Source organism: Janthinobacterium sp. J1-1 (assembly GCF_030944405.1).
GTDB lineage: Bacteria > Pseudomonadota > Gammaproteobacteria > Burkholderiales > Burkholderiaceae_D > Janthinobacterium.
Genome location: NZ_CP132339.1, coordinates 1,410,737 through 1,436,157, shown reverse-complemented (window position 1 = coordinate 1,436,157; position 25,421 = coordinate 1,410,737). Strand labels below are relative to the sequence as shown.

Genomic DNA, 25,421 nt, shown 5'->3' with positions numbered 1-25,421 from the left:
GCCTACATCCCCGGGCCCGGCAGACTTTTTTTTGGACCAGAACACCAGTAAAGCGTATTAAAACTCCAGTCCTCAGCACAGGCACTACGGGCCAAGCGAGCCTGAAAAATGTCGAGGGCAAGGCGCAGCGACGAAGACAGTACGCATGTACGGCGAGGAGCTGCAACGCCGCCATCGGCATTTTCTCGGGCTCGCGTCTCCGGCCCGCCATTCTACGGACCAAGCGAACCTGAAAAATGACGAGGGCAAGGCGCAGCGACGAACACAGTACGCATGTACGGCGAGGAGCTGCAACGCCGCCATCGGAATTTTCTCGGGCTCGCGTCTCCGGCCCGCCATTTTTTGCGTCGGACAGCTTAAATGAACGGCATTGGATACCTTATCGCGAGCGCTAAATCTCCGCCCACATCCTCAGCAGATTATGATAATGCCCCGTCAACCCCACGGTCGCCTCCGAATCGCCATGCGCGGCGCGCACCTGCTGGATATTCTGGTCCAGCTCGAACAGCATGCTGCGTTTCCAGTCGTCGCGCACCATGCTCTGGGTCCACAGGAACGAGCAGATGCGCTCGCCACTGGTGACCGGCAGCACGCGATGCACGCTGGTCGACGGATAGACGATGACGTCGCCGGCCGGCAGCTTGACTTCATGCGTGCCGTAGGAATCGACCACCACCAGTTCACCGCCCTCGTATTCTTCCGGTTCGCTCAGGAACACGGTCGACGAGACGTCGGCCCGCATCGACTGCATGCCGCCCTTGGGCGTGCGGATGGCGCCGTCGACATGCAGGCCATAGTGCTCGCCGCCGGCGTAGCTGTTGAAGAAGGGCGGCAGGATGCGTAGCGGCAGCGCGGCGGCAAAGAACAGCGGATTGGCCATCAGGGCGCGGCTGACGATCTCGCCCAGCTCCAGCGCCAGCGGCGAGCCTTCGGCCAGCTGGCGGTTGCGCTTGACCTTGGCGCCCTGCTCGCCCACGCTGGCGCGGCCATCGACCCAGTCGGTCTGCGCCAGGCGCTGGCGGAAATACGACACCTGTTCCGGCGTCAGCACGCCAGGTATATGCAGCATCATCTTGCTTTCCTTTGTAAATAAAAATCATTACCCGATTATCGCACCGGCCACCATGCCAAAACAGGCTTGAAAGCAAGAACCGCACAGGTCGCAACGGGCAGCTGAAATGCGAATGAGTATGGCCTTCATTTGCCTTGACGAATAAAAATTGGCTGCCTGTGGCAATCCAGTTGAGAATGGGTTTTATTCGCGCGATATTTACGTTAAAAATACGGAAAAACCATGTTTCAGGTCAAAAATGGATAACATTTTGCGCTATCATGCGGGCATAGCGAGACCGGCAAACAAGCAATCGCATGCGTCACCAGGCAGCCTTGGCGCCACCCGGTAGTGACCACCCCGACATCCGGTTTCATCATTGACCGCAGCACAGAACAAAGGAAATCCCATGAAGGGCGATAAAGAAGTCATCCGCATGCTCAACGCACAGCTCACCAACGAACTGTCGGCCATCAACCAGTACTTCCTGCATGCACGCATGTACAAGCACTGGGGCCTGGAAAAGCTGGGCAAGAAAGAATACGAAGAATCGATCGGCGAAATGAAACACGCCGACAAGCTGATCGACCGCATCCTGATGCTCGACGGCCTGCCTAACCTGCAAGCGCTGCACAAGCTGCTGATCGGCGAGAACACGCCGGAAATGCTGGAATGCGATTTGAAACTGGAACGCGCCGCGCACGCCACCGTCAAGGAAGGCATCGCCATCAGCGAAAAAGCCGGCGACTACGTGTCGCGCGACCTGTTCCTGATGATCCTGGAAGACACCGAAGAGCATATCGACTGGCTGGAAACGCAGATCGACCTGATCGCCAAGATCGGCCTGCAAAACTACCTGCAAAGCCAGATGGCAGTGGAAGAGTAATCTTCAGCGCCCAATAAAAAACCGGCAAATATGCCGGTTTTTTTGTGTTCGAACGAACCGCGCAGGTCGGATTAGCGGCAACGCCGCGTAATCCGACAACACCGTTGGCGCCAACAATGTTTGTCGGATTACGGTGCTTCGCACCTAATCCGACCTACGCAAATTTCTATGCTTGGGGGACGGTATCTTTAAACGACTGCCGCTCGGACAGTTTGTCGAACAGGCGCGCCAGCGCCGGGTGCTCGCCGCGCCAGTCGATCTCGGGAAAGCGGAAGCTGAGCCAGCCCAGCGCGCAGCCGACCGCCACGTCGGCCAGGGTGTAGTTCTTGCCGGCGCAATACACGCTTTCGCCCAGGCGCGCGTCGAGCGCCGCCAGGCCGCGCGTGACCTTGTCGTGCTGGCGCGCGATCCACGCCTCGCTTTGTTGTTCCGGCGGGCGCTGGGCGCGCTCCAGGCGCATCAGTACACCGGCGTCGAGGATGCCGTCGGCCAGCGCTTCCCAGTTCTTGATATCGGCCCGCTCGCGGCCGTTGCCGCCGGCCGGCAGCAGCTTGCATACGGGCGTGAGCGTGTCGAGATATTCGACGATCACGCGCGAATCGACCAGCGCGCTGCCGTCTTCCATCACCAGGCAGGGCACTTTGCCTAATGGATTGGCTTCGGCGATGCGCGTCTCGGGCACCCACACGTTTTCCAGCTCGAAGGCATAGTCGAGCTTTTTCTCGGCCAGCACGATGCGGACTTTGCGGACATACGGGCTGGCGAGGGAACCGATCAGTTTCATGGACACTTTACAGTAGACGAGGTGCTATCAGTATAGCATCGGCGCAGAGCGCATTTGGCAGCGCGCGGCATGCCTGTTGACCAGTGTGGTGGACATGCCGCATTCGCGCCATCGGGCGCCCGCCAGCGGCAAAACCACCGCCAGCAGTGGTAAAATCGCTGTTTTCCCGTGGCGCCTCCCTCCTGCCAGCGCATTTGCAGCGCGCTGGCCCACGCTCTGCTGCGCGCCACGCGCCCACCGTTTCATTAACTTGCGTCCGCTCTCATGACCTCTACAACTCCGTATTCCACGCTGTCGGCCCTGTCTCCGCTCGATGGCCGCTACGCCAGCAAGACCGACCTGCTGCGCCCGATCCTGTCCGAAGCCGGTTTCATGCACCACCGCGTGAAAGTGGAGATTTCCTGGTTGCAAGCGCTGTCGCAAGCCGGCTTTGCCGAAATCAAGCCGTTCTCGGCGGAAGCGAACGCCCTGCTCGACAAAATGGCGAGCGACTTCTCGGAAGCCGACGCGGCCCGCATCAAGGCCATCGAAGCGGTCACCAACCACGACGTCAAGGCCGTCGAATACTGGCTCAAGGAACAGGTCGCGGACGTGCCGGAACTGGTGGCCGCCTCGGAATTCATCCATTTCGCCTGCACCTCGGAAGACATCAACAACACCTCGCACGGCATGATGCTGAAAGCCGCGCGCGATGGCGTGATGCTGCCGGCATTGACCGGCCTGGTCGACAAGCTGACGCAGATCGCGCACGCCAATGCCGATGTACCCATGTTGTCGCGCACGCACGGCCAGACGGCCAGCCCGACCACCCTGGGCAAGGAATTTGCCAACGTCGTGGCCCGCTTGCAGCGCGCCGTGAAACGCATCGCGCAAGTCGAGATCCTCGGCAAGATGAATGGCGCGGTCGGCAACTATAACGCCCACCTGTCGGCTTACCCGTCGTTCGACTGGCCGGCGTTCTCGCAAGCCGTGATCGAACAGCGCCTGGGCCTGGTGTTCAACCCGTACACCATCCAGATCGAGCCGCATGACTACATGGCCGAACTGTTCGACGCCTTTGCGCGCGTCAACACGATTTTGCTGGACCTGAACCGCGATATCTGGACGTATGTGTCGCTGGGCTACTTCAAGCAGAAACTGAAGGCCGGCGAAATCGGTTCCTCGACCATGCCGCACAAGGTCAACCCGATCGACTTCGAGAATTCCGAAGGCAACCTGGGCCTGGCCAACGCCGTGCTGAAACACCTGTCGGAAAAACTGCCCGTCTCGCGCATGCAGCGCGACCTGACCGACTCGACCGTGCTGCGCAATATCGGCGTCGGCCTGGGCTACACCCTGCTGGCCTATGACAGCTGCCTGCGCGGCCTGAACAAGCTGGAAGTGAACCATGCGCGCCTGGCGCAAGACCTGGACGCGACCTGGGAAGTGCTGGCCGAGCCGGTGCAAACCGTGATGCGCCGCTACGGCATCGAAAACCCGTACGAGCAACTGAAGGAATTGACGCGCGGCAAGGGCATTTCGAAAGAAGCGCTGCAAACCTTCGTCAACGGCCTGGCGATTCCGCAAGACGCGAAAGACGTGCTGCTGACCATGACGCCTGCCAACTATATCGGTATCGCGGCGCAGCTGGCCAAGGCCATCTAAGCACTGCAGATCCGCACCCGGCTCCGGGTGCGTTGTAGACCCGCGGGGCGGCCGGCAAACAAATGCCGCCCGCCCCGCGGTTTTTATCCCCGTCTTTCTTGTAGAATCTGCAGCGCCCCTGCGCACTTTGTTTTTCTTTGGTATATTAGGCCGGACTAGTCCTAACACGTACTACTTTCAAGAAAGCCATCGATGCACCGCTACACCACCACCGCCATCATCCTGCACTGGCTGACCGCCCTGCTGATCATCAGCGCCTTTGTCATGGGCCTGGTCATGGTCGATATCCCGGGCCTGACCCCCACCAAGCTGAAATACTTTTCCTGGCATAAATGGCTGGGCGTGACGGTGCTGGCGATCGCCGCCATCCGCCTGCTGTGGCGCAAGGCGAACGTGCCGCCGCCGCATCCGGCCAGCATGGTCGCCTGGCAAAAAAAGGCGGCCGACGCCATGCATGTGCTGCTGTATATCCTGATCTTCGCCGTGCCCATTTCCGGCTACCTGTATACCCTGGCGGCCGGCGTGCCGGTGGTCTACCTGGGCCTGTTCCAGCTGCCGGTCATCATGGCGCCGAATCCCGAGCTTAAGCCGCTCTTAAAAGACATTCACTATGTTCTGAACATGACAATGGCTGCGGCTGTTGCCGCCCACGTCCTGGCGGCGCTCAAGCACCAGTTCATCGACAAGGACGGCGTATTGAAACGCATGCTGCCCTGAGTCTGCCCTACCCTGCCTTGCCCACTAAAAATACCAGGAAAAACAAGATGAAAACCACCCAACGCATCGTCCTCGCCTCCCTGCTGGGCCTGTCCGTGGCCGCCACCGCCGCCACCCTGCTGAAAACCGACCCCGCCAAATCCAGCGTGTCGGCCGTCTTCAAGCAGATGAATGTGCCGGTCGAAGCCAAGTTCAAGAAATTCAATATCGCCATCGATTACAACCCGGCCACGCCGGACGCCTCCAAGGCGACAGTCGAGATCGACACCGCCAGCATCGACATCGGCGATCCGGAATACAACAAGGAAGTGGCGAAGAAAGAATGGTTCAACGCGGCCCAGTTCCCGAAAGCGACGTTTGTGTCCAGCGGCATCAAGGCGGCCGGCGCCGGCAAGCTGACCGTTACCGGCAAGCTCAATATCAAGGGCAAGGCCACCGACGTGACCTTCCCCCTGACCGTGAAATCGGAAGGCGGCAAATACACGTTTGACGGCGCCCTGCCGATCAAGCGCCTGACCTACAACATCGGCGAAGGCGAGTGGAAAGATACCAGCATGGTCGCGGACGAGGTCACCATCAAGTTTCATGTCGCTGCGCAGTAACACCTGAGAAAACGTCCATGACTGCGTTGCTCTTGCCTCGTCGTGCTATTCGCACTGCCTTCGGCAAGGCGCCTTGTCCTGAACGTTTTTCAGGCGTTACTCACTCAGATTAACCCCAACCCCTAGGATATTAATGAAACTTTCGCACCTGATGATCGCCATGCTGGCTGTAGCCGGCGCTGGCTCGGCCATGGCCGCCGCCGATACCTACAATCTCGACCCGACCCACACCTTCCCCAGCTTTGAAGCCGATCACATGGGCATGTCCGTCTGGCGCGGCAAGTTCAACAAGACCAAGGGCACCGTCACCCTGGACCGCGCCGCCAAGTCCGGCACGCTGGACCTGGTGATCGAAGCCGATTCGATCGACTTCGGCCTGGATGCGATGAACACCCACGCCAAAAAAGCGGACATGTTCAACGTGGAAAAATTCCCGCAGATCACCTACAAGAGCAACAAGCTCAAGTTCACCGGCGACCAGCTGACGCAAGTCGACGGCGAACTGACCCTGCTGGGCGTAACCAAGCCGGTCACGCTGAAGGTCGACAAGTTCAAGTGCATCATGCATCCACGCTACAAGCGTGAAGTGTGCGGCGCCGACGCCACGGCCCAGTTCAAGCGCGACGACTTCGGCCTGACGTTCGGCCTGCCGGCGTTCTCGCCGGAAGTCAAACTGGCGATCCAGGTCGAGGCCATCAAGGCAGACTGATCAGTCACGGCCAGGACGAAAAAAAGGGAAGCGCCGTGGCGCTTCCCTTTTTTCATACTGCAAGCCGAGACAGTATCAGTGCACGATGCCGTCGCGCCGTACTACTTTAAGTGCCGTCAGCATGATCACCTTGATATCAAACGTAAACGACTGCAGACGCAAATATTCCGCATCGAGTTTGACCTTCTCGGGGATCGGCAGTTCGTCGCGGCCGTTGATCTGCGCCCAGCCGGTCAGGCCAGGGCGGATCAGATGGACATTTTGCGCCGTGCGCAGATCGATCAGGTTTTGCTGATTGAACAGCGCAGGGCGCGGCCCCACCACGCTCATGTCACCGCAGATGATGCACCACAATTGCGGGATTTCATCGAGGCTGGATTTGCGCAGAAAGCCGCCCACCGGCGTCAAGAAGGTTTTCGGATCGGCCAGCAAGTGCGTCGCCACCACCGGCGTATCGACGCGCATGGTGCGCAGCTTGGGCATGGAAAAAATCCGGTTGCCACGGCCGACGCGATCGGACCAGTACAGCACCGGCCCCTTCGAAGTCGCCTTGACCACGATGGCAAGCAGGCACAGCGGGATGAAAAAGATCACGGCTGCAATCAGGCTCATCAGTAAATCAAATACTCTCTTCATTGTTTGCTTTGACCATTCTTCAAAAAAAACTGCTCGACCGTGTTGTCGATCGCCGCTTGCGGTGTCACCACCGGTCGCCAGCCCAACGTCGCTTGTGTACTGGCAATATCGACCTGCAGTGAACCGGCCAGGCGGTCAACCACACCCTGTTTGCCCAGCAATTTGGCGGCGCCAGCCATCAGGGCCACCGGCACCGGCACCAGCAACACGCGTTTGTGCATCGCCCTGGCGATTTTCGTGACCAATTCCTTCACGCCCATGTCATCCCCATCGGACACCATGAACACGTGGCCAGGCGCCGCTGGATGCTTGCCGCACACGATCAGCAGATCGACCAGGTTATCGAGTGCCACCATGCTGCGGAAGTTGCGGATGCTGCCAAATGGCAGCGGCACGCCCTTTTGCACCAGCTTGATCAGGTTCAGGAAATTGGCCTTCACGCCAGGGCCATAGACCAGTGGCGGCCGAACGATCACCACCTCCAGTCCGGTATCGCGGCCCAATTGCTGCAAGGCCTGTTCCGCCTCCATTTTCGATACCCCATAAGGGTCGCAGGGCTGCGGCACATCGGAGGCCCTGAACGGCTGCGTCGTGGTGCCCTCGCCGTTGACCTTCACGCTGCTGACAAACACGAAGCGGCGCACGCCAGCGGCGATGGCCTGTCTTGCCAGGTTCAGCGTACCGTCGAGATTGACCTCGCGGTAGGCGCGCAGCGGATCCTCGTCCTTATCGGCCATGACATGCACGCGCGCGGCCAGGTGAAACACCACCTCGCAGCCTGCCAACGCGGCGCGCCAGTCGGTACCGCCATTGAGATCGCCCACATTGACCTGGCCATCGCTGGCGCCCTTTCTGACTGCCGCGCACACGCTGGCGCCGCCTGCGCGCAAGGTGCTGCACAGCGCCTTGCCCACAAAACCATTACTTCCGGTAACAAGCATCATTGCGGCAGTCTCCGCGGGGATTTAACTTGATTCAACTGCATATTGATAAGCCATTCTTCCAGTTGCGTGATCAAACCGGCGCGATTGAATTGTGACGCGCTGGTTTGCAAACCATTATTGCCCATGCTGGCACGCTCGGCCGGCGTCATGTCGGCCATCGCCAGCACCGCATTGGCCAGGCCTTCGGCATCGCCGGCATTGCAGGTCAGACCCGCATTCGCCTGCCGCACCACATCGGCGCCTTCACCATTGAGCATCGCCAGCAATGGAATACCCGCCGCCAAGTACGATTGCAGCTTGCCCGGAATCGTCATCGAGAAAATGGGTTGATCCTTGAGCGAAACAAGCAGCGCGTCGGCATGCCTGAAAAAGCTGGCCATGCGCTCGACCGGATAGCGGCCAAGCAAAATGAAGCAGTCAGACAGGCCGCGCGCAACAACCTGCTCGGCCAGCCAGCCGCTGAGCCGGCCATCGCCGACGATTACCCAGCGAATGGCGCGATTGTGCTTGAGCCTTTCGGCCGCAGCGAGTATTGCCGGAAAGTCCTGTGCATCACCGACGTTACCGGCAAACATGACGGTAAATACCGATGAATCGCGTTCCATCTCGGCCGCGGGCACGACCTCCGTCATGTCGAACACCGACTCCGCCCAGCTGGGAAAATATTCCACCCGCGCCGACGGACCGGCATATTTCACGATATTCGGTACGAATGCCCGCGACTGCGCGAGGATCACGTCACAGCGTTTGTAGACGAACGAAACCAGCTTGCCTACCGCGCGCAGCACCGCTGGCGACTTGATCACGCCGATGGCATGCAGTGTCTCCGGCCACAGGTCAAGCACCCAGAATGCCAACGGCGCTTTCTTCACCGCCCGCAATGCCGCGGCAGGAAGACCGACGGTAATCGGCGAAGGCTCGTAGCAAAAGATGGCGTCGAAATCGCGTCCCCGTAATTTCCATAGCCCGCTACAGCTCGCATTGAGCGCGAATGTCAAATAATTGAGCATCAGCCGCACGCCACCTTTGCCACGCGCCGTGTGGCGTACACGCACCACTTCCGCACCCGCATACTCGTTAAAATTTTCCGGTGCAGCCAAAAAGTCACTGAAAAACTCGCCTGCAGGATAATTCGGATGGCCGGTCAGGACCGTGACCTGGTGGCCACGCCCGACCAGCTCGGCAACCAGGTCATTGATACGGAAATTTTCCGGCCAAAAATACTGCGTAACAACAAGTAAACGCACGTCAATACCTTTATTGTTTCTTCCAAACTACGCGATTGACGTAGTCGGTATAGCTGTGGACGATCCTGACAACCTTGTCCGAAACATTCGGCATGCTGTAGTCGGCCACCAGGCGCAGGCTGCGCTGCTCGCCACGCGGCTGGTCCGCCAGGATGGCCAGGCCTTGCAGGATGCGATCGACTTCCAGGCCGGTCATCATCACGGCCGCCTCTTCCATGCCTTCAGGCCGCTCATGCGCTTCACGCAGGTTCAGGGCCGGGAAGTTCAGGATCGACGACTCTTCGTTGATGGTGCCGCTGTCGGACAGCACTGCGCGCGCGCTCGCCTGCAGTTTTACGTAATCCCTGAAACCAAGCGGCTTGAGCAAACGCACCAGTGGGTGGAACTTGGCGCCCAGCGCATCGACCTTTTTCTGCGTGCGCGGATGGGTCGAAACGATCACCGGCAAGTTGTAGGTCTCGGCGACCTGGTTCAATGCGTCGACCAGCTTGGCAAAATTCGCCGGCGAATCGATATTTTCTTCGCGGTGGGCACTGACGACAAAATACTCGCCCTCGGTCAGGCCCAGACGTTCGACCGCATCCGATGCGTCGATCCGCGCCTTGTAATGGTGCAAGACTTCGTACATCGGGCTGCCTGTCTTGATGATACGATCTGGCAACAATCCTTCACGCAACAGGTATTCCCGGGCGATATCGCTGTAGGTCAGGTTGATGTCCGCCGTATGGTCGACGATCTTGCGATTCGTTTCCTCTGGTACACGCTGGTCGAAACAGCGATTGCCCGCTTCCATGTGGAAGATGGGAATCTTGCGGCGCTTCGCAGGAATCGCCGACAGGCAGCTGTTGGTATCGCCCAGGATCAGGATGGCGTCGGGTTGTTCCTGCTCCAGCACCGCATCGACGGCAATGATGATCTTGCCGATCGTCTCGGCAGCGTTGCCGCCAGCGGCATTGAGGAAATGATCAGGCTTGCGTACTTCCAGATCCTGGAAGAAAATTTCATTGAGTTCGTAGTCGTAGTTCTGCCCCGTGTGGACAATGATCTGCTCGCAGTACTCGTCGAGCTTGGCCATTACGCGCGACAAGCGGATGATTTCAGGCCGGGTTCCGACCACGGTAATGACTTTTAATTTTTTCATGCTGTTACCTTGTATGCGACGGTATCGGGATGTTGACGGTCAAAAATTTCATTCGCCCACAACATCACAATCATTTCTTCATCACCAATGTTGGTGATATCGTGCGACCAGCCGGGGATCGTTTCCACCACTTCCGGCGCATCGGCACTGGTGCACAACTCATGCGTGCGGCCACTCTCGATGTGCAGGAAACAGAAGCGCGCCTTGCCTTTGATCACCAGGAACTTTTCAGTCTTCGTGTGATGATAATGGCCGCCACGCGTGATGCCGGGGTGCGCCGTGAAGAATGAAAACTGTCCTGAATCGCGCGTCTTGAGCATTTCAACAAACATGCCGCGCGGATCTTCGTGCTTGACGAGCGGATAGGAAAACGTCTCCGGCTCAAAATACGTGATGTAGGTCGAGTAAAGGGCGCGCGTAAAGCCGGTGCCCACACGCTCGGTGACGTGGGTCGTACGGCTGTCCTTGAAGGCCTGCAGGAGGTCGGCCATCTCGCCGACGGTGGTCGCGTAGACCGGCTGCACTTCCACTGGCGTGCCGGCCGCTGGCACCGCATCCATGACTTTCAGGAAGTCGGCAACCACGTCATCGACATAGACCAGCCGCAGCTCGGATGCCGGATTATTGATCTGGATGGGCAAGCCATGGGAGATATTGTGGCAGAAGGTCGCCACCGCCGAGTTGTAGTTCGGCCGGCACCACTTGCCAAACACGTTCGGCAAGCGGTAGATATACACCGGCAGGCCCATCTTGGATGCCAGGGCATGCAAGGCATCTTCTGCCGCCCGCTTGCTCGCGCCATAGGCGTTTGGCAACTCGGCTTGCACCGACGACGCATAAATGATCGGCACCTGGCGGCCGCTGCGTTTTACCGCATCGCACAGCGCCTGCGTCAGGTTGGTGTTGCCTTCCTCGAATTCCGACTCCGTCTTCGGACGATTCACGCCAGCCAGATGAAAAATGAATTCGGCTTGCGCAACTTTCGCGTCCAGCTCAGCGAGCGAATCGCCGCGCACGAACGTGAGGCTATCGGCGCCACGCTCGCGAAGGTGGATCAACAGATTCTTGCCGATAAAGCCGTTGGCGCCGGTGACAAGTACCTTCATCGCTCAGCCTTCCTCGACCGGTGATTCACCGCGCGCGATTGCCTGGACGAAATCGAGCTTCATCAACAGTTGCTTCATGCCATCGGTATCGAGACGGTCGGTATTGTGCGAATTGTAGTCGTCGTAAGTCGAGATCTTCGCCTCGCCCTCTTCAACGAATTTACCGTAGTTCAGGTCACGCAGATCTGGCGGAATACGGTAGTAGCCGCCCAGGTCTTCGGCCGCGGCCATTTCTTCACGGCTGAGCAAGGTCTCATACAATTTTTCGCCATGGCGCGTGCCGATCACGTCCACCTTGTGCGCCGGTTTTTCCATGATCGACAACAGCGCGGCGACCAGCGTTTCAACCGTGGCGGCCGGCGCTTTCTGAACAAACATATCGCCATTGGTGCCATGTTCGAATGCATACAGCACCAGGTCGACCGCATCTTCGAGCGTCATCATGAAGCGCGTCATGGCAGGGTCGGTGATGGTGATCGACTTGCCAGCCAGTACCTGATCCACGAACAGGGGAATCACCGAACCGCGCGAGGCCATCACGTTGCCATAGCGCGTGCCGCAAATGACGGTTTTGGCATCATCGAGGCCACGCGACTTGGCGACCATGACTTTTTCCATCATCGCCTTCGAAATGCCCATGGCATTGATCGGGTAGGCGGCCTTGTCGGTACTCAGGCAGACCACGCGGCGTACGCTGTTCTGAATCGCCGCCTCCAGCAGATTGTCGGTACCGATGATATTGGTCTTGACCGCTTCCATCGGGTGGAACTCGCACGACGGCACCTGCTTCAGCGCCGCCGCATGGAAAATGAAATCAACGCCGCGGGTGGCATTCAGGACACTGGAAAAATCACGCACATCACCGATATAAAACTTCAGCTTCGGATTGTTGTACTTCTTGCGCATGTCATCCTGCTTTTTTTCATCGCGGCTGAAAATGCGGATCTCTTTGATCTCGGTATCCAGAAAACGACGCAGAACGGCGTTTCCAAACGAACCCGTGCCACCGGTAATGAGCAGTACTTTGCCTTCAAACATACAATTCCTTATTTTTCGTTAACTGTTGCCAAGTTCAAACCTAGCGCACGCGCCACCAGTTCGTCGCGCTGGAGCACACTCGGATAATTGATCAGGACGGCTTTATACACACCCTTGAAGACAAACAGGCTGCCAGCCGAGGCGCCAACCACGCCACAGGCGCCAACCAGCTTTTCGATGTCCTGCAACGAACCGGCGCCACCGAGGATGGTGATCGGAATACGCACCGCTTCGCGTAATTTCTGTGCCAGTGCCACGTCGTAGCCCTTCATCTGACCATCCTGGTCGATCGAATTGAGCACGATTTCGCCCGCCCCCAGCAATTCCATCTGCTTGGCCAGTTCGATCGGATTACGTTTGGTGTTCTTGCGACCGTTGTGGATATAAACGTCGTACTCTTTGCTCAGCATGCGCTTCTTGACGTCGATGACCACTACCACGCTCTGGCGGCCCACTTCGTCGGAAATCTGGGAAACGAGCTCCGGATTTTCCACTGCCGCCGAGCTGATCGCGATTTTCTCCACACCCAGGCTGATGATGTGTTTTGCCTGTGCCGCAGTGCGAATTCCGCCGCCGTAGCACAAGGGCATGCGGCACTCCGCTGCCAGGTCGGAAATCAGTTTGTAGTCAGGTTCGACGCCATTGACCGAGGCATCGATGTCCAGCACGATAAGCTCGTCCGATTCCTTTTCATTGAAAATCTTGACCGCATTGATCGGGTCACCCACATATTTTGGCGACTTGAACGACACTGTCTTGACCAGACCTTTTTCGTGCACCAACAGGCAAGGGATAATCCTTGGTCTGAGCATCTTATAACTCCGCGAAATTTTTCAACAGCAAGGCACCATAATGGTGGCTTTTCTCTGGGTGAAACTGGACGCCATGGACATTGCCCGAACTGACGGCGCAGCCAAAGTTAAGGCCGTAGGTGGCGCGGGCCGACACATGGGCCGGGTCGCTGCTGTCGAAGAAAAATGAGTGGAGAAAGTAAAAGCGCGCGTCCGACTCCAGGCCGGCAAACAACGCAGAACCCGGCGCTGGCGCAACATCATTCCACCCCATGTGGGGAAGCGGCAGTTTGGACGATTCCTCTGACGAGCCGAACGAACGCACCCGGCCTGGAATCCAGCCCAGGCCCGCCGACGTTCCCTCGTCGCTGGCGCTTGCCAGTATCTGCATGCCGACGCAGATTCCCAGCACCGGTACCTTCTTCTCGACGACCAGGTCTTCGAGTACCGGCCGCATGCCCGACGCATCGAGCAATTCCATTGCCTTGTCGAACGCACCGACACCCGGCAGGATGATCTTGGTAGCGCCGCTCAGTTCGGCCGCTGTCTTGGCGCGCGTCGCCTCGAAACCGAGGCGCTTGTACATATTGGCGAATGCCTGGACATTGCCCAGGCCATAATCAACGATATGGATCATCGGAAAAACCTCTTTTCCGTACCCAGCAGGCGCATCGCACTGGCGCCCGCGCCAATCAGCCAGCGCTTGTTGCGGTAGTCACGATACGTCTTGTTTTCCCCGTCAAAAATGGCCTGCAGTTCCTCTACGGAAAGATCGAGCTTGCTGGCCACGTATTCGAATTCCTGCTTGAGAAAATGTTCATCCATCTCAGGGCGTGATATACGGTCCAGCGCGGCTTCGCGCGTCATTTGTCCCGTCATGATCAAGCTGGAGAAGTGCGCTCGACGTTTCTGGAAGCCGAACTTGCGCGGCAGCCAGTAATCCTCGTAGAAGCGGGTAAAACGCGACTCGTGGTGCTTGTGCTGAAAACGCTTCCAGCCAAAGCGGCGTTCGAGTTCATCCTCGGCGTCTTTTTTCAGGAATGGCACCATGTTCAGCGGCTTGGCCACCTGCATGCCCAGCACATGCTGGTAATAGCCTTTGTAGACAAGGATGTCGAGCAAGGGGAACGTCTTCAGCGGACGCTTGCCGAATTTGCCGTGGATGTCGCCAAACAAGGTCTTGTCGATACCCAGATAACCACCCCACGCTTCCGGCTCACGGCAGCATTCGGTCGAATAGTTCGATCCGGTAACCACATACTTGATCTTGTTCTTGCGCGCGAATTTGTACAGCGACGAGAAGAACGAGGCATCCTGCGGCAAATCCTGATCGGGAATCTGCGACTTCAGGAAAGCCACCTGCAAGTCCTTCATTTCCTGCCAGTTCACCACTTCCGTGTACAAGTCCAGGCCAAGGCCATCGACGAGTTTTTCGATGTTGCCGACTGCCTGGTCGGTATTCCAGCCAGCATCGACGTGATACAGCAGCGGGCGCAGGCCCATTTTCTCTTTCGCCACGTAAACCGCATAGGAACTGTCCAGCCCACCACTAAGGCCGATGATGCAATCGAAGTCCTTGCCCTTGCCATCGGCACGGATCTTATCGGCGAGCACGGCCAGTTCGCTCGCGCCCTTTTCGTCGGTATGCCAGTTTGGAACAATGTTCGTGTCAAAATTATTGCAGTAGTTGCATGTGCCGCTGCTATCAAATTGTATGCCTGCGTCGGATGTATCCATGATACAACGGCGGCACATCTGGTAATTAGGATCCAGGTTCATGTTTTATTTTGTCTTAAGTTAATTTTTCAGCTTGAAAGGTGTCATCTAGGAAGGTAATATTTGAGGCGCTAGTGTCCATTATGCAATGGTCGCAGATTTGCAGTCACTACTCGGCGTAAACTTTCCCATTCCAATAAGTACTGGATATAAAATTAAACGTTTTGCTGGCGCAGCGCGACCATGAATAGCGAGCCGCGATCTGCTGCGCACGAGCAGCTAATAACTTGCGTTTCTCTTCATTAAGGATAAGGTCCTCGACCGCATCCGCTATCGTTTCCGGTTTTTCTGGATCGAAGAAAGTCCCGGCATCTTCGAGGACCTCCAACATTGGGCCTCGATCCGAACAAGCAATTGGCAAGCCGGCCGCCATTCCCTCGAGCAGCGTCACTGGTTGATTCTCGCAACTAGATGCGAATATGAAAATATTCGATTGTGCAAGGTAGTCGGTCAGCTCTGCTTGAGAAACGAATGCAACCTGAGTCACGAACTCCTGTTGCGGATCATACTTCCGTATTGCCGCATCAAGCAGCGCCTGAGCCTGTCCCTGGCCTCCGCCGACCAGCACCAGATTGACATTGTGGCCCCGCACACGCAGTAACGCCATCGCCTCAACGACTTGCCATTGGTGCTTGTACATCTCGGTGTTCGACACATAGGTGCAGACTAATGGCTCAACTGGATTCACTGGCCACGGGCGCGTCAAGCCAATGGCACGGAAATTCTCTCCCACCCCATGCGCGACATAGGTCACGCGCTTCAGCGCACCGCAGCTCGATTGAATAACCTTGCCAGCGTACTTGGTCAAAAAAATGACACCGCGCGCCCGACGAAACGCGGCGTTTTGCAGAAACAAGATCAGCAATAGTCGCAGGCGCGCTGTACCGTAGCCGAAGTAGGACATCACACCTTTTTCGTATGACAGCATGTCCTGACTCAACACGACCAACGGCTGGAAGTTGCAAAGCGTGCTGGCGTCGGTCGCGAAAAGGATGTCACAGCCGGCCTGCCTGGCCTCCTCAGCCAAATCCTGCATCTGCCACCAAAGTTGGGAAAGCAGACCACGCTCCAGCGCGGGAGGGCAATGCTTGTGCAGCCACGGCAGGTCAGGCAAAGCATCGAGCAGAGTACGGTAGGCCCAGACATGGACTCCCTTGATATCGTGCTGCTCAGGGCATAAATTTTCAATAATACCAATTATATGCGCGCGCGCACCACCGGAACGGTTGCGCGATGCGTCAATCCCAACGACAAGCGGCCGCATAGCGCCTGAATCTTTATTCATTTCCGACATCTTTCAGGTCCGTTGCGACTTTGCGGTGCTTGCCACTAGCGCCCGCTCTAGCACAGCCGTAAATTGCCGTGCGATAGGAACAAAGTCATAGTTATCAATGATAAACTTGCGCGCATTAATCCCGTACGCATCGAGGGCTTCCTGTTCCAAGGCGACTAACCCCATGAGTTTTTGGCGAAAATCAGAAATGTCGCCACCTGTGAATGTGATAGCGTTGCCAAACTGCGCACGTTGGGTGTTGATTTCATTGGCCTCGAACAGGATTGGGCAGCCACATGACTGCGCTTCGAAGAAACTCATACTGCATTGTTTCGGGAAAACGACCAAATCCGCCGCTTGGTAAAACCCTGCAAGGTCGAAATAACGTTGGGTCGGCAACCGTTTAATTACGTTATCGGAGGCGGCAAAATTTTTCTCGACTTGTTCGCCATACGTACCTACGCTATTGCCCACAATCAAGAATTGCAGTTCGCGCTCATTTGGCGCTGTTAACTTTTCACACAATGCACTCGAAAGGAATGCGCCTCCTTTCTGTTCATCCAGTTTGCCGGCATAGAGTACGACGAACGCGTCCTGCGACAGCCCAAGCTCAGCGCGCTTAGCGCGTCTGTTTTCAGGGTTCGGACTAAAATGCAAAGTGTCGGTCCCGAACGACAACAAATCAGTATGCGACAATGGTATACCAAGGCACTTCTCTACAAAATCGCTATCGACCACGCGGATCAACGGGATATTACGCGATAAAATAATTGGCGTGATGATACGCTTGTAAAGCCAGCGGAAGTACTTGCGGAAACGATTCAACGATGCCATCTCCAACATATGGCAATCGAGAATAATTGGGTATGGCAGCCAGCGCGACAAGATGATGAACAGCATTCCGGTGAGTGTATCCTCACCATGTACAAACACCACATCCGGCTTTTCCTTAGCGACAGTACGGAACAGTCGCCAAAAATGCATAATCGCCCGGCCGCTGTAGAATCCATGCAGGGGCACGCGGTGAATCGGTACTCCAGTTTCCCTCTTGAAACGTGCGTCGCGCTCCTCAATACGATCAATACCGAAAAATCCTGTCAACCAGTCCGGCATTTTATCCAATTCACCTGTGACGATTGATACTTCCTGGCCGTCGATCTGTTGTAGGCGTGAGAGCAGGTTGACCTGGTATCCAGCGTCAGGGTGAATGAAATCTTCAACGTGAACAATCTTCATAATTCTTATTTTTTACTTTTTAAAGGATGTATCGAATGAGCTAATTTTTAACGCGTCGGCTTGGGCAAAATCAGGATCAGGTACTCGCCGCGAGATACTCGCTTGGATCAGCAATACGGTGACGAGACCACCACCTGACAGTATCGCGACAGATAGCGGTAGGTTGAGCAATGCCAACCAGAAACCGGTAAGCCACATGACGACTAGGCGCGGGGCACAATGTCGCGTAAGGACGTTAATCAGATAAAAGACCAAACCTAGTGCCGCCGTTGCGAACGGAATTCCTGCCAAACCTAAGGCTGCAAATCCGTCGCTGGCCCAGAAGTTCGCATTAAAGTTCGCCTCGTATGAGCCGCTATACTCCAGGCCAATCATTTGACCCAGAGAATACTCGCCGTAAGGATAGCCGCCAAATATCGCATTGATCGGGCCAATGTGCGTGTAGTAAGTGAACTGGTGCGATGTGAAGTACTCGTAATAAGTCGACATGGTCCACCCCCCCGTGCCTAGAATTCGAATCAGCAGAATGGATCTCGCCCAAATCCAGATCCCTTCACCTGGGATCACCAGAACCGTCACAGCTACACCGACCCCGACCCCAATTAGCAATCGCTTAAGAGCATTGCCCCCGGAGCCATAAATCACTCCAACGAGGAAAATTATCGGTCCGAGAAGGAGGCCGGCTTTGGAGCCCATCGCGATATACAGCAGCATGCTCCCCACAACACCTATCGCCAGATCGCGCCAGTTACGCGACAGGAAACCCTTGGCGAAATAGTAGGGTAAGAATGAATACGACATCCAGCTAAGTAGGTAGTCGACGCCGAATGCGCGTTGAGTGGAAGCTGCCGTGGAACGCAAGTCGTACACATCATTGAATGACACCAGTTCCATTTGGCCAGAAAAGGTAGCGAATAACGCCAGCATTGACACGCCCGTGAGAACATTGATGGTCATCGACAACTTTGCAGGCTCGACACTCGCTTCGATCTGTTGGCCACCACCGCTGCGCGCCATGACGAACAGCGCTCCCATACTAGCTGCCAGTACCGTTTGTAGAACAACCAATTCAAGCGCTTCCCGCTCCCACATGAACAGGAGCATGAGCTGTGCTGGTGCGTAACAGAGGACGTACAGGAGCGCAGCCCCAAAGTTGGACGGAAGGGGACTTTCCTTGAATAATGCCAAGGGAAATACTGCACACACGTAGGCAACGAACAACCCATCTATGGCTGGATCGTTGTACACGTAATGCGCGTACGCAAAAATCGGGGTGATTGTGGTAACGTATGCATAATGGAAAAGGCCACAGTACGCCAATCCAACCAAGATCAATTTAAGCATGGTTATTCACCTCGTCGGACACACTGGTCGGGTTCTCGCAGCAGCGGTACGCCATCCAGATCAATACTGCGGAGGTGGCTGCCGAAAGAATTGCCCCAAATAACAGGGCGTGGAGTATTCCCACCCCTTTTAGACCACCAGCGATCAGCCCGAGCAGGGGAACAAATGCGCAAGCCCCTTGCACCACCAAGCCTGTGCGTACCCGCCCAGTAGCCACGAATACATAGTGGAACGGCTGGGCGACAAACTGAGCAAAAACGCCCAGGCTGATGTACCTGACCACAAGCCCGCTGGGTCCAAACGAGGGGCCAAGCAAAAACTCGAACAATGTCGGCGCAAAAACCATTAAAGCGCCGAACACCGGCGTGGCCACTAGCAGGAGAGAACGCAGCGTATTCTGGAACAGACGAGCCGTATCCCCGCCAGCTTTCTGCATTGACACGAACTCGGCACGGAAAGCTTCGGATATCGCCCCCCCAATCAGCGAACTGGGCGCGAGCAAAAAACGGTTCGCCACAGCGTAAAAACCGACATCTTCGATCCGAAACAAGGCACGCAGGACGAAGGGGGCAGTATTGATACTGCCAGTTGCGAGCAGAAACGACGGGAATACAAACAGAGGAAAACGCTTGAATTCGCGCGCACGCGCACCCAGCGCCGACATTGACGCAAACGGTCCATGGCGCCAACCGTACCCGGCCAAAAAAAGGGTCGCCACGCTAAGCCCGACCGTATAGCCAACCACTAACCGACCAGTGAAGCTCCAGCCACTAGCTGCAAGCGTCAGCACCACACCGACATTGGCCACTGCGTTTACGACCTGGCTTTGCGACGATCGATGATAGTCACGGGCTCGTGCCGCCCATTGTTGCGCGCAAGTATAGGCGGTTCCCACCACCGATGCGACCGGAACAAGAAAGAAATACCATGCCAGCTCTTGAGCGAAACTGTATTTGGCAGCAGCAAGTCCCGCAACTCCAGCAAAACACATCGCAATGGACAGGTAAAGGCATAGCGTTGTCAATTCCCGCGCCACGTTGTCGTCCTCCGGGAGGATGATAGCGTAGTCGTATTTGAGAGTGAACAGGCCGACAATAAGCGCATAGGCAGAGCTGAAAAGGGCGAGCGCCCCGAACTCAGATGGGTCGTACAGTCGAGTCAAAACAGGCATTGAGCCAATCAGTATCAATTGGCTCAATGCCGATCCCGTCGCGATCTGTACGATATTTCGCGTGAACTTCGATTTCTTCAACATCTGTTTAACGTCTGTCCATTCCTGCTTGCCGCGAAGAAACAGGGCCGTTTGCCCTTATTTATCATATCCGAGGATGAGTTCGATAACCTGTTTGGCCGAGTCACCACTACCATATGGTGAAATATCCTTGCGCTCACGTGGCGATGTGCACTTCACCGCGCGCACGATTGCACCGCAGTCGGCACCCACCAGCGTGTTCCAGCCGGATTCGACCGTCTCGATCCATTCCGTCTCATCACGAGTAGTCACGCATGGCACACGATAGAAGAACGCTTCCTTTTGCACACCGCCCGAGTCTGTCACGATTACCGTCGCGTTTTTCTCGAGAGCGACCATCGCCATATACGACACCGGCGCCGTCACGATGAGGTTATCGAGCAGCGCAAGCTGGCCGTAGCTATCGAGTTTGGCGCGGGTGCGCGGGTGAAGCGGGAATACCACGGGCACGTCACGTGCGATTTCCGCAAGTGCACCGACGATTGCAGTCAGGCGTGCAGCGTCGTCCGTGTTTTCCGCACGGTGGCAGGTGGCCAGAACGAATTCTTTTGGTTTTAGGCCAAGCTCGTCCAACACGTTCGACTGGGTCTCGGCAATTTCACCGACGTATTTGGCCACGTCGTACATAACGTCACCGACCAAGTGCACGCCCTTGGCCACACCTTCTGTCTTGAGATTGCCCACAGCCTCATTGGTCGGGCACAGCAACAGCGACGAGACGCGATCAGTCAAAATTCGGTTGACTTCCTCGGGCATACGCATATTGAAAGAGCGCAAACCTGCTTCCACGTGGGCAATCGGGATGTGCAATTTGGCCGAGGCCAGCGCGCCAGCCAGCGTCGAATTCGTGTCGCCGTACACGAGTACCCAGTCCGGCGCCTCCTGAATCAAAATTTGTTCGATTGCTTCCATCATGCGCCCGGTCATGGCCCCATGCAGGCCACCAGAAACGGCCAAATGATAGTTTGGGGCAGGCATTCCGAGCTCGTCGAAAAATACCTGCGACATGTTTTCGTCAAAATGCTGACCAGTATGGATCAATACCTCATTCACACGATCCGGGAAGTGTAAACGGATTGCACGCGAAACAGCTGCGGCCTTAATGAACTGGGGTCGGGCACCGACCACGGTAACTATTTTAAGCACGGGTAGCCTCCACCAATGCATCAACGATCATCTGCTGCGTGGCGGAATCAAGATCCGGCGAAATCGGCAGACTCATCACCTGGGTGGCCATGGCTTCCGATACGCTCAGGTCGCCCTCGACGCGGCAATACCCTACATAAGCTGGCTGCTGGTGCAGCGGGATCGGGTAATGTACAGCGGTCGGGATGCCAGCCTCTGTGAGCTTGACTTGGACCGCGTCGCGATCATGCACCAAAACGGTGTACTGCGCATACATGCTCGTGCGATCGGCACGTTGGGCGACCGTTTTCACCACTCCGCTCAACAGTTCGTTGTAGCGCGCCCCCAATTCCAGACGCGACGTGATTTCTTGTTCGAATCGATCAAGCTTGGCCAGCACAATCGCGCACTGTATTGTGTCCATGCGGCCACCCACACCCACACGGGTATGCACGTAACGCTTACTCTGACCGTGGATGCGAATTTCCCGGCAGGCTTGAGCGATCGCATCGTCGTTCGTAAAGATTGCACCGCCGTCGCCGTAACAGCCGAGCGGCTTGCTAGGGAAGAAGCTGGTGCAGCCAATGGTAGACAAGTTACAGCTCTTACGGTCCTTATAGATGGCACCGAAACTCTGTGCCGCGTCCTCGATGACGGCGATATTACCGTGGCGCGCGGCAATCGCGTTGATTTCGTCCATGTCGCCCGGTTGGCCATAAAGACTGACCGGCATGATGGCCTTGGTGCGCGATGTAATCGCCGCTTCGATCTTGCTCACCGCGATGTTGCATGTATCCGCCTCGATATCGACGTACACCGGCACAGCGCCCAACAGCACGATGACTTCCGCGCTGGCAACGAACGTGAATGGGGTCGTGATGACCTCGTCTCCCGGCTTGATCCCTAACGCCATCAGGCTAATCAGCAACGCTTCGGTGCCGCTCGAGACCGAAATACAGTGCTTGGCTTCAGTGAATTGTTCGAGGCGCGCTTCCATTTCGCGCACTTCCGGGCCCATGATGTATTGACCATGTTCAAGCACACGACTGATGCGCTCCTGGATTTGCGGCTTGAGCGCCTGATACTGCTGTTTTAGATCGATAAAGGGAATCATGCTTGTTCTTCCTTAGTAACTTCGCCGTCATTGAGATGGTAACTTGCCGCCGTGTCGGCGCAGATGCAGGTGGCGTTGCCAGTTAGCGGCAGCTCCAGGCGGTTCCCTTGCTCGCTCATCCATCCGATCTGGCGTGCCGGCACGCCAGCCATCAGGGCATACGCTTTCACGTCGCGATTGACAACCGCGCCAGCGGCCACGAAGGCGTAAGCGCCGACCGTGACGCCGCACACGATGGTGCAGTTGGCGCCCAGCGTGGCGCCCTTGCGCACTACTGTCCTGCGGTATTCGTTCTTGCGCGTCACGGCCGAACGGGGGTTATACACGTTGGTAAACACCATGCTCGGACCACAGAACACGTCGTCCTCCAGCGTCACCGCATCGTAGACACTGACGTTGTTTTGTACCTTGACGTTGTCGCCAATCTGGACGTCATTACCGACATAGACGTTCTGCCCGAACGAACACGCCTTGCCGATACGCGCTCCGCCACTGATGTGCACCCAGTGCCAGACCCGCGTACCTTCACCGATCTGTGCACCGTCATCGACGATGGCGGTCGCATGAATATTGGAGCTCATTGCTTTCCCCATATTAATATTCGAGCGGCAGCGCAATGCGCTTGCCGTCACGCGACGACATGTACATCGCGATCAGCAGTTCCAGAGATTTGAGACCTTCACGGCCATCGGTCTCCGCGCTGGCAGTACCGCGCAGCGTCTGGATCACATTCTGGTAGTACAGCGGATGGCCAAAACCGTACACCGATGTCGTCTCATAGCTGACATCTTTGACGCATTTATCATCTTCATGTGGCTCGGAAAACTCCCACTTCTGGATCTCGTTCACGGCCACGCCGCCGATGCGTACGGTGCCTTTCTCACCCAGGATCGTAATCGAGCCTTCCATGTTTTTCGGATAGGTGAGCATAGTGACATTGAGCGTACCCATCGCGCCACTACGCCAGCGCAACGCAGCTACGCCACTGTCCTCGACTTCGATGTCGCGACCGAGCGTAGCGGTGTAGGCCATGACGCTTTCCACAGGGCCAACTATCCAATCAAACAGATCAATGTAATGACTTGCCTGGTTCATGAAAGCGCCGCCATCGAACTCCCAAGTGCCGCGCCATTTAGCGCTATCGTAGTATTCTTGCGGACGGGTCCAGAAAACGTTAATGGCCACATTGTAGATTCGGCCGAAACGACCTTGTTCGGCAGCACGCTTAAGCAACTGGAGCGTGGCGTTACGACGGTTTTGCTTTACCACGAACAACCGCACGTTAGCCTCGTCGCAGGCCCGCACCATGCGCAAGCCGTCCTGCCAGCGAGTAGCCATTGGCTTTTCGGTCACGACATGACGCCCGGTTCTCGCCACTTCGATTGCCTGGTTGGCATGCAAACCGCTCGGGGTCGTCAGCACGACAACATCGGCAGTCGTTTTCGTCAGCATGTCGGAGAGGTGGATATGTCCACTAGCGCCGGTGCGCGCGACGGCACGCTCCAACGCTTGCGCATCGATGTCGCACACATCGACTATTTCAAAATCAGCGGCGTGTTTTTCCATCGCATCCAAATGATTATTCGCAATACGGCCACAGCCAACTAGTGCGATGCGGATTTTTCGGCCTGTGATGGTTTGATAGTTCTGCATAAGTGTCCAGTGTTTATAATCGGAAAATAGTAAATCCAGCGGCATTCATCGCATTACGATCAAAGAGAGATTTGAGATCAGCGAGCACCGGTGCGGTACCGCGGCACATGCTCTTCAGCGCTGCAGCATCAAGTGAACGGAATTGGTCGTGGCCAACCGCGACCACTATTGCATCGACTTGATTATCGCTGTCGATCTTACCCAGCTGGATACCATACTCGTGCTCGACTTCCTCGGCATTCGCCCACGGATCGCTGACCACGGTCTCGACGCCCCATGCCTGCAACTCTTTTACAAGATCCGCAATCTTACTATTGCGTATATCCGGGCAGTTCTCCTTGAACGTCACGCCCATGATGCCAATTTTACTACGTGCAACATCAATACCCTTCTGCAACATTAACCTAATGACATTACGTGCTGCGTAACGTGCCATGTTGTCATTGATGCGACGGCCAGCCAGAATAACCTGTGGATGGTAGCCCACTGCTTCGGCCTTATGAGTAAGGTAATACGGGTCGACCCCGATGCAGTGGCCACCCACCATGCCAGGCCGGAACGGCAGGAAATTCCATTTACTGCCAGCAGCGTCAAGTACATCCTGAGTGTCGATGTTGAGGCGAGCGAAAATCACTGACAACTCATTTACGAGGGCGATGTTCAAGTCGCGCTGCGTGTTTTCGATGACCTTTGCCGCTTCGGCAACTTTGATGCTAGCAGCAGGAAAAGTCCCGGCAGTGATAATGCTTGCGTACAGATCGTCAACCAGTTTGGCGATCTCCGGGGTCGATCCGCTGGTGATTTTCTTAATCTTGGTAAGAGTATTAATCTTGTCACCCGGATTAATGCGCTCCGGGCTATAGCCACAGAAAAAATCCTGGTTGAACTTAAGGCCGGAAAACTTCTCCAGTACAGGAACGCAGTCTTCTTCGGTAGCACCAGGGTAGACAGTAGACTCATAAATGACGATATCTCCCTTTTTCAGAACCTTACCTACGGTCTCGCTAGCCTTGAGTAAAGGTGTCAGATCCGGTCGTTTATATTTATCGACCGGGGTTGGAACCGTAACTATAAAACAATTACATGAACGCAAATCCTCAACCTCGATGGTAAAACTCAAATATTCTGCGGCTCGCAATTCATCAGCCGTAGTCTCGAGCGTAAAATCCTTACCAATCTGCAGTTCTGCGATACGCTTCTGATTAATATCAAATCCTACGACCGAACGCCTGCGTCCGAATTCGACAGCAAGTGGAAGTCCAACATAGCCCAAACCAACAATTGCTACTTTAATTTCGTTCAAGTTCATATTTTTCTCTACGTTACATATTTAGTTACGCACAATTTAAAGA

Annotated in this window: 25 protein-coding genes; 5 read left to right on the top strand and 20 right to left on the bottom strand. The window is 56.2% G+C overall.

All coding sequences use genetic code 11. The annotated features are described in order from the left end of the window. Positions 1-391 precede the first annotated feature (391 nt). The gene (locus Q8L25_RS06450; protein ID WP_308924072.1) at positions 392-1,072 is read right to left on the bottom strand and encodes a Fe2+-dependent dioxygenase; all 681 of its coding nucleotides are present in this window, start codon (positions 1,070-1,072) and stop codon (positions 392-394) included. Between the two features lie 388 nt (positions 1,073-1,460). On the opposite strand from Q8L25_RS06450, the gene bfr reads away from it, so the two are divergent. Then, positions 1,461-1,937: a bacterioferritin gene (gene bfr / locus Q8L25_RS06445; RefSeq protein WP_065307050.1), complete on the top strand. Its 477-nt coding sequence runs from the start codon at positions 1,461-1,463 to the stop codon at positions 1,935-1,937. Between the two features lie 166 nt (positions 1,938-2,103). On the opposite strand, the gene Q8L25_RS06440 is transcribed toward bfr, so the two are convergent. Next, a complete protein-coding gene (locus tag Q8L25_RS06440; RefSeq protein ID WP_308924071.1) occupies positions 2,104-2,721 on the bottom strand; it encodes a glutathione S-transferase N-terminal domain-containing protein in 618 nt (205 codons plus the stop codon). A gap of 264 nt (positions 2,722-2,985) precedes the next feature. Here Q8L25_RS06440 and purB point away from each other — a divergent pair, with 264 nt between their 5' ends. From purB to Q8L25_RS06420, 4 genes are all read left to right on the top strand, one after another. Next, positions 2,986-4,365, top strand: coding sequence for an adenylosuccinate lyase (gene purB, locus Q8L25_RS06435; protein WP_308924070.1), 1,380 nt, complete (start codon positions 2,986-2,988; stop codon positions 4,363-4,365). Positions 4,366-4,557: 192 nt separating this feature from the next. After that, positions 4,558-5,082: a cytochrome b gene (locus Q8L25_RS06430; protein WP_308924069.1), complete on the top strand. Its 525-nt coding sequence runs from the start codon at positions 4,558-4,560 to the stop codon at positions 5,080-5,082. Between the two features lie 47 nt (positions 5,083-5,129). Then, a complete protein-coding gene (locus tag Q8L25_RS06425; protein WP_308924068.1) occupies positions 5,130-5,684 on the top strand; it encodes a YceI family protein in 555 nt (184 codons plus the stop codon). Positions 5,685-5,817: 133 nt separating this feature from the next. Beyond that, positions 5,818-6,393 carry a YceI family protein gene (locus Q8L25_RS06420; protein ID WP_065307059.1) on the top strand — a complete coding sequence of 192 codons (576 nt, stop codon included), beginning with the start codon at positions 5,818-5,820 and terminating at the stop codon, positions 6,391-6,393. 75 nt (positions 6,394-6,468) lie between these two features. Here Q8L25_RS06420 and Q8L25_RS06415 read toward each other — a convergent pair whose 3' ends face one another. From Q8L25_RS06415 to tviB, 18 genes are all read right to left on the bottom strand, one after another. After that, positions 6,469-7,029: a sugar transferase gene (locus tag Q8L25_RS06415; protein ID WP_065307060.1), complete on the bottom strand. Its 561-nt coding sequence runs from the start codon at positions 7,027-7,029 to the stop codon at positions 6,469-6,471. Continuing rightward, positions 7,026-7,973, bottom strand: a complete 948-nt coding sequence (locus Q8L25_RS06410) for an SDR family oxidoreductase (protein ID WP_308924067.1) — start codon at positions 7,971-7,973, stop codon at positions 7,026-7,028. The genes Q8L25_RS06415 and Q8L25_RS06410 overlap by 4 nt, the downstream gene beginning before the upstream one ends. Further along, entirely contained in the window at positions 7,970-9,220 is a 1,251-nt protein-coding gene (locus Q8L25_RS06405; protein ID WP_308924066.1) for a glycosyltransferase family 4 protein, read from the bottom strand. The genes Q8L25_RS06410 and Q8L25_RS06405 overlap by 4 nt, the downstream gene beginning before the upstream one ends. Positions 9,221-9,230: 10 nt before the next feature. Beyond that, complete coding sequence (gene wecB / locus Q8L25_RS06400) at positions 9,231-10,361, bottom strand: non-hydrolyzing UDP-N-acetylglucosamine 2-epimerase (protein WP_065307063.1); 1,131 nt, start codon at positions 10,359-10,361, stop codon at positions 9,231-9,233. Beyond that, positions 10,358-11,419 (bottom strand): NAD-dependent epimerase/dehydratase family protein, encoded by a 1,062-nt coding sequence (locus tag Q8L25_RS06395; protein WP_374694237.1) that lies wholly within the window; start codon positions 11,417-11,419, stop codon positions 10,358-10,360. Before Q8L25_RS06395 ends, wecB (Q8L25_RS06400) begins: the two co-directional genes overlap by 4 nt. A 51-nt stretch (positions 11,420-11,470) precedes the next feature. Then, positions 11,471-12,505 carry a polysaccharide biosynthesis protein gene (locus Q8L25_RS06390; protein ID WP_065307065.1) on the bottom strand — a complete coding sequence of 345 codons (1,035 nt, stop codon included), beginning with the start codon at positions 12,503-12,505 and terminating at the stop codon, positions 11,471-11,473. Positions 12,506-12,513: 8 nt separating this feature from the next. Further along, the gene (locus Q8L25_RS06385) at positions 12,514-13,284 is read right to left on the bottom strand and encodes an AglZ/HisF2 family acetamidino modification protein (RefSeq protein WP_245714288.1); all 771 of its coding nucleotides are present in this window, start codon (positions 13,282-13,284) and stop codon (positions 12,514-12,516) included. Positions 13,285-13,318: 34 nt separating this feature from the next. Continuing rightward, positions 13,319-13,933, bottom strand: coding sequence for an imidazole glycerol phosphate synthase subunit HisH (gene hisH / locus Q8L25_RS06380; RefSeq protein ID WP_308924064.1), 615 nt, complete (start codon positions 13,931-13,933; stop codon positions 13,319-13,321). Then, positions 13,930-15,075, bottom strand: coding sequence for an N-acetyl sugar amidotransferase (locus tag Q8L25_RS06375; protein ID WP_065307068.1), 1,146 nt, complete (start codon positions 15,073-15,075; stop codon positions 13,930-13,932). The genes hisH and Q8L25_RS06375 overlap by 4 nt, the downstream gene beginning before the upstream one ends. Before the next feature lie 106 nt (positions 15,076-15,181). Then, positions 15,182-16,357 carry a glycosyltransferase gene (locus Q8L25_RS06370; protein WP_217270541.1) on the bottom strand — a complete coding sequence of 392 codons (1,176 nt, stop codon included), beginning with the start codon at positions 16,355-16,357 and terminating at the stop codon, positions 15,182-15,184. 12 nt (positions 16,358-16,369) lie between these two features. Continuing rightward, entirely contained in the window at positions 16,370-17,581 is a 1,212-nt protein-coding gene (locus tag Q8L25_RS06365; RefSeq protein ID WP_308924063.1) for a glycosyltransferase family 4 protein, read from the bottom strand. A 12-nt stretch (positions 17,582-17,593) separates the two neighbouring features. Next, a complete protein-coding gene (locus Q8L25_RS06360) occupies positions 17,594-18,925 on the bottom strand; it encodes a hypothetical protein (protein WP_150127708.1) in 1,332 nt (443 codons plus the stop codon). Then, on the bottom strand, positions 18,918-20,180 hold the full coding sequence (locus Q8L25_RS06355) for an oligosaccharide flippase family protein (protein WP_308924062.1): 1,263 nt from the start codon (positions 20,178-20,180) through the stop codon (positions 18,918-18,920). The genes Q8L25_RS06360 and Q8L25_RS06355 overlap by 8 nt, the downstream gene beginning before the upstream one ends. A 54-nt stretch (positions 20,181-20,234) precedes the next feature. Continuing rightward, on the bottom strand, positions 20,235-21,323 hold the full coding sequence (wecB, locus tag Q8L25_RS06350) for a non-hydrolyzing UDP-N-acetylglucosamine 2-epimerase (RefSeq protein ID WP_281218425.1): 1,089 nt from the start codon (positions 21,321-21,323) through the stop codon (positions 20,235-20,237). Beyond that, positions 21,316-22,413 carry a DegT/DnrJ/EryC1/StrS family aminotransferase gene (locus Q8L25_RS06345; protein WP_308925664.1) on the bottom strand — a complete coding sequence of 366 codons (1,098 nt, stop codon included), beginning with the start codon at positions 22,411-22,413 and terminating at the stop codon, positions 21,316-21,318. The genes wecB (Q8L25_RS06350) and Q8L25_RS06345 overlap by 8 nt, the downstream gene beginning before the upstream one ends. Then, positions 22,413-22,997: an acyltransferase gene (locus Q8L25_RS06340; protein WP_065307074.1), complete on the bottom strand. Its 585-nt coding sequence runs from the start codon at positions 22,995-22,997 to the stop codon at positions 22,413-22,415. Before Q8L25_RS06340 ends, Q8L25_RS06345 begins: the two co-directional genes overlap by 1 nt. A gap of 13 nt (positions 22,998-23,010) precedes the next feature. Beyond that, positions 23,011-24,069: a Gfo/Idh/MocA family oxidoreductase gene (locus tag Q8L25_RS06335; protein ID WP_308924061.1), complete on the bottom strand. Its 1,059-nt coding sequence runs from the start codon at positions 24,067-24,069 to the stop codon at positions 23,011-23,013. Positions 24,070-24,082: 13 nt separating this feature from the next. Then, positions 24,083-25,378 (bottom strand): Vi polysaccharide biosynthesis UDP-N-acetylglucosamine C-6 dehydrogenase TviB, encoded by a 1,296-nt coding sequence (gene tviB / locus Q8L25_RS06330; protein ID WP_065307076.1) that lies wholly within the window; start codon positions 25,376-25,378, stop codon positions 24,083-24,085. Positions 25,379-25,421 lie beyond the last annotated feature (43 nt).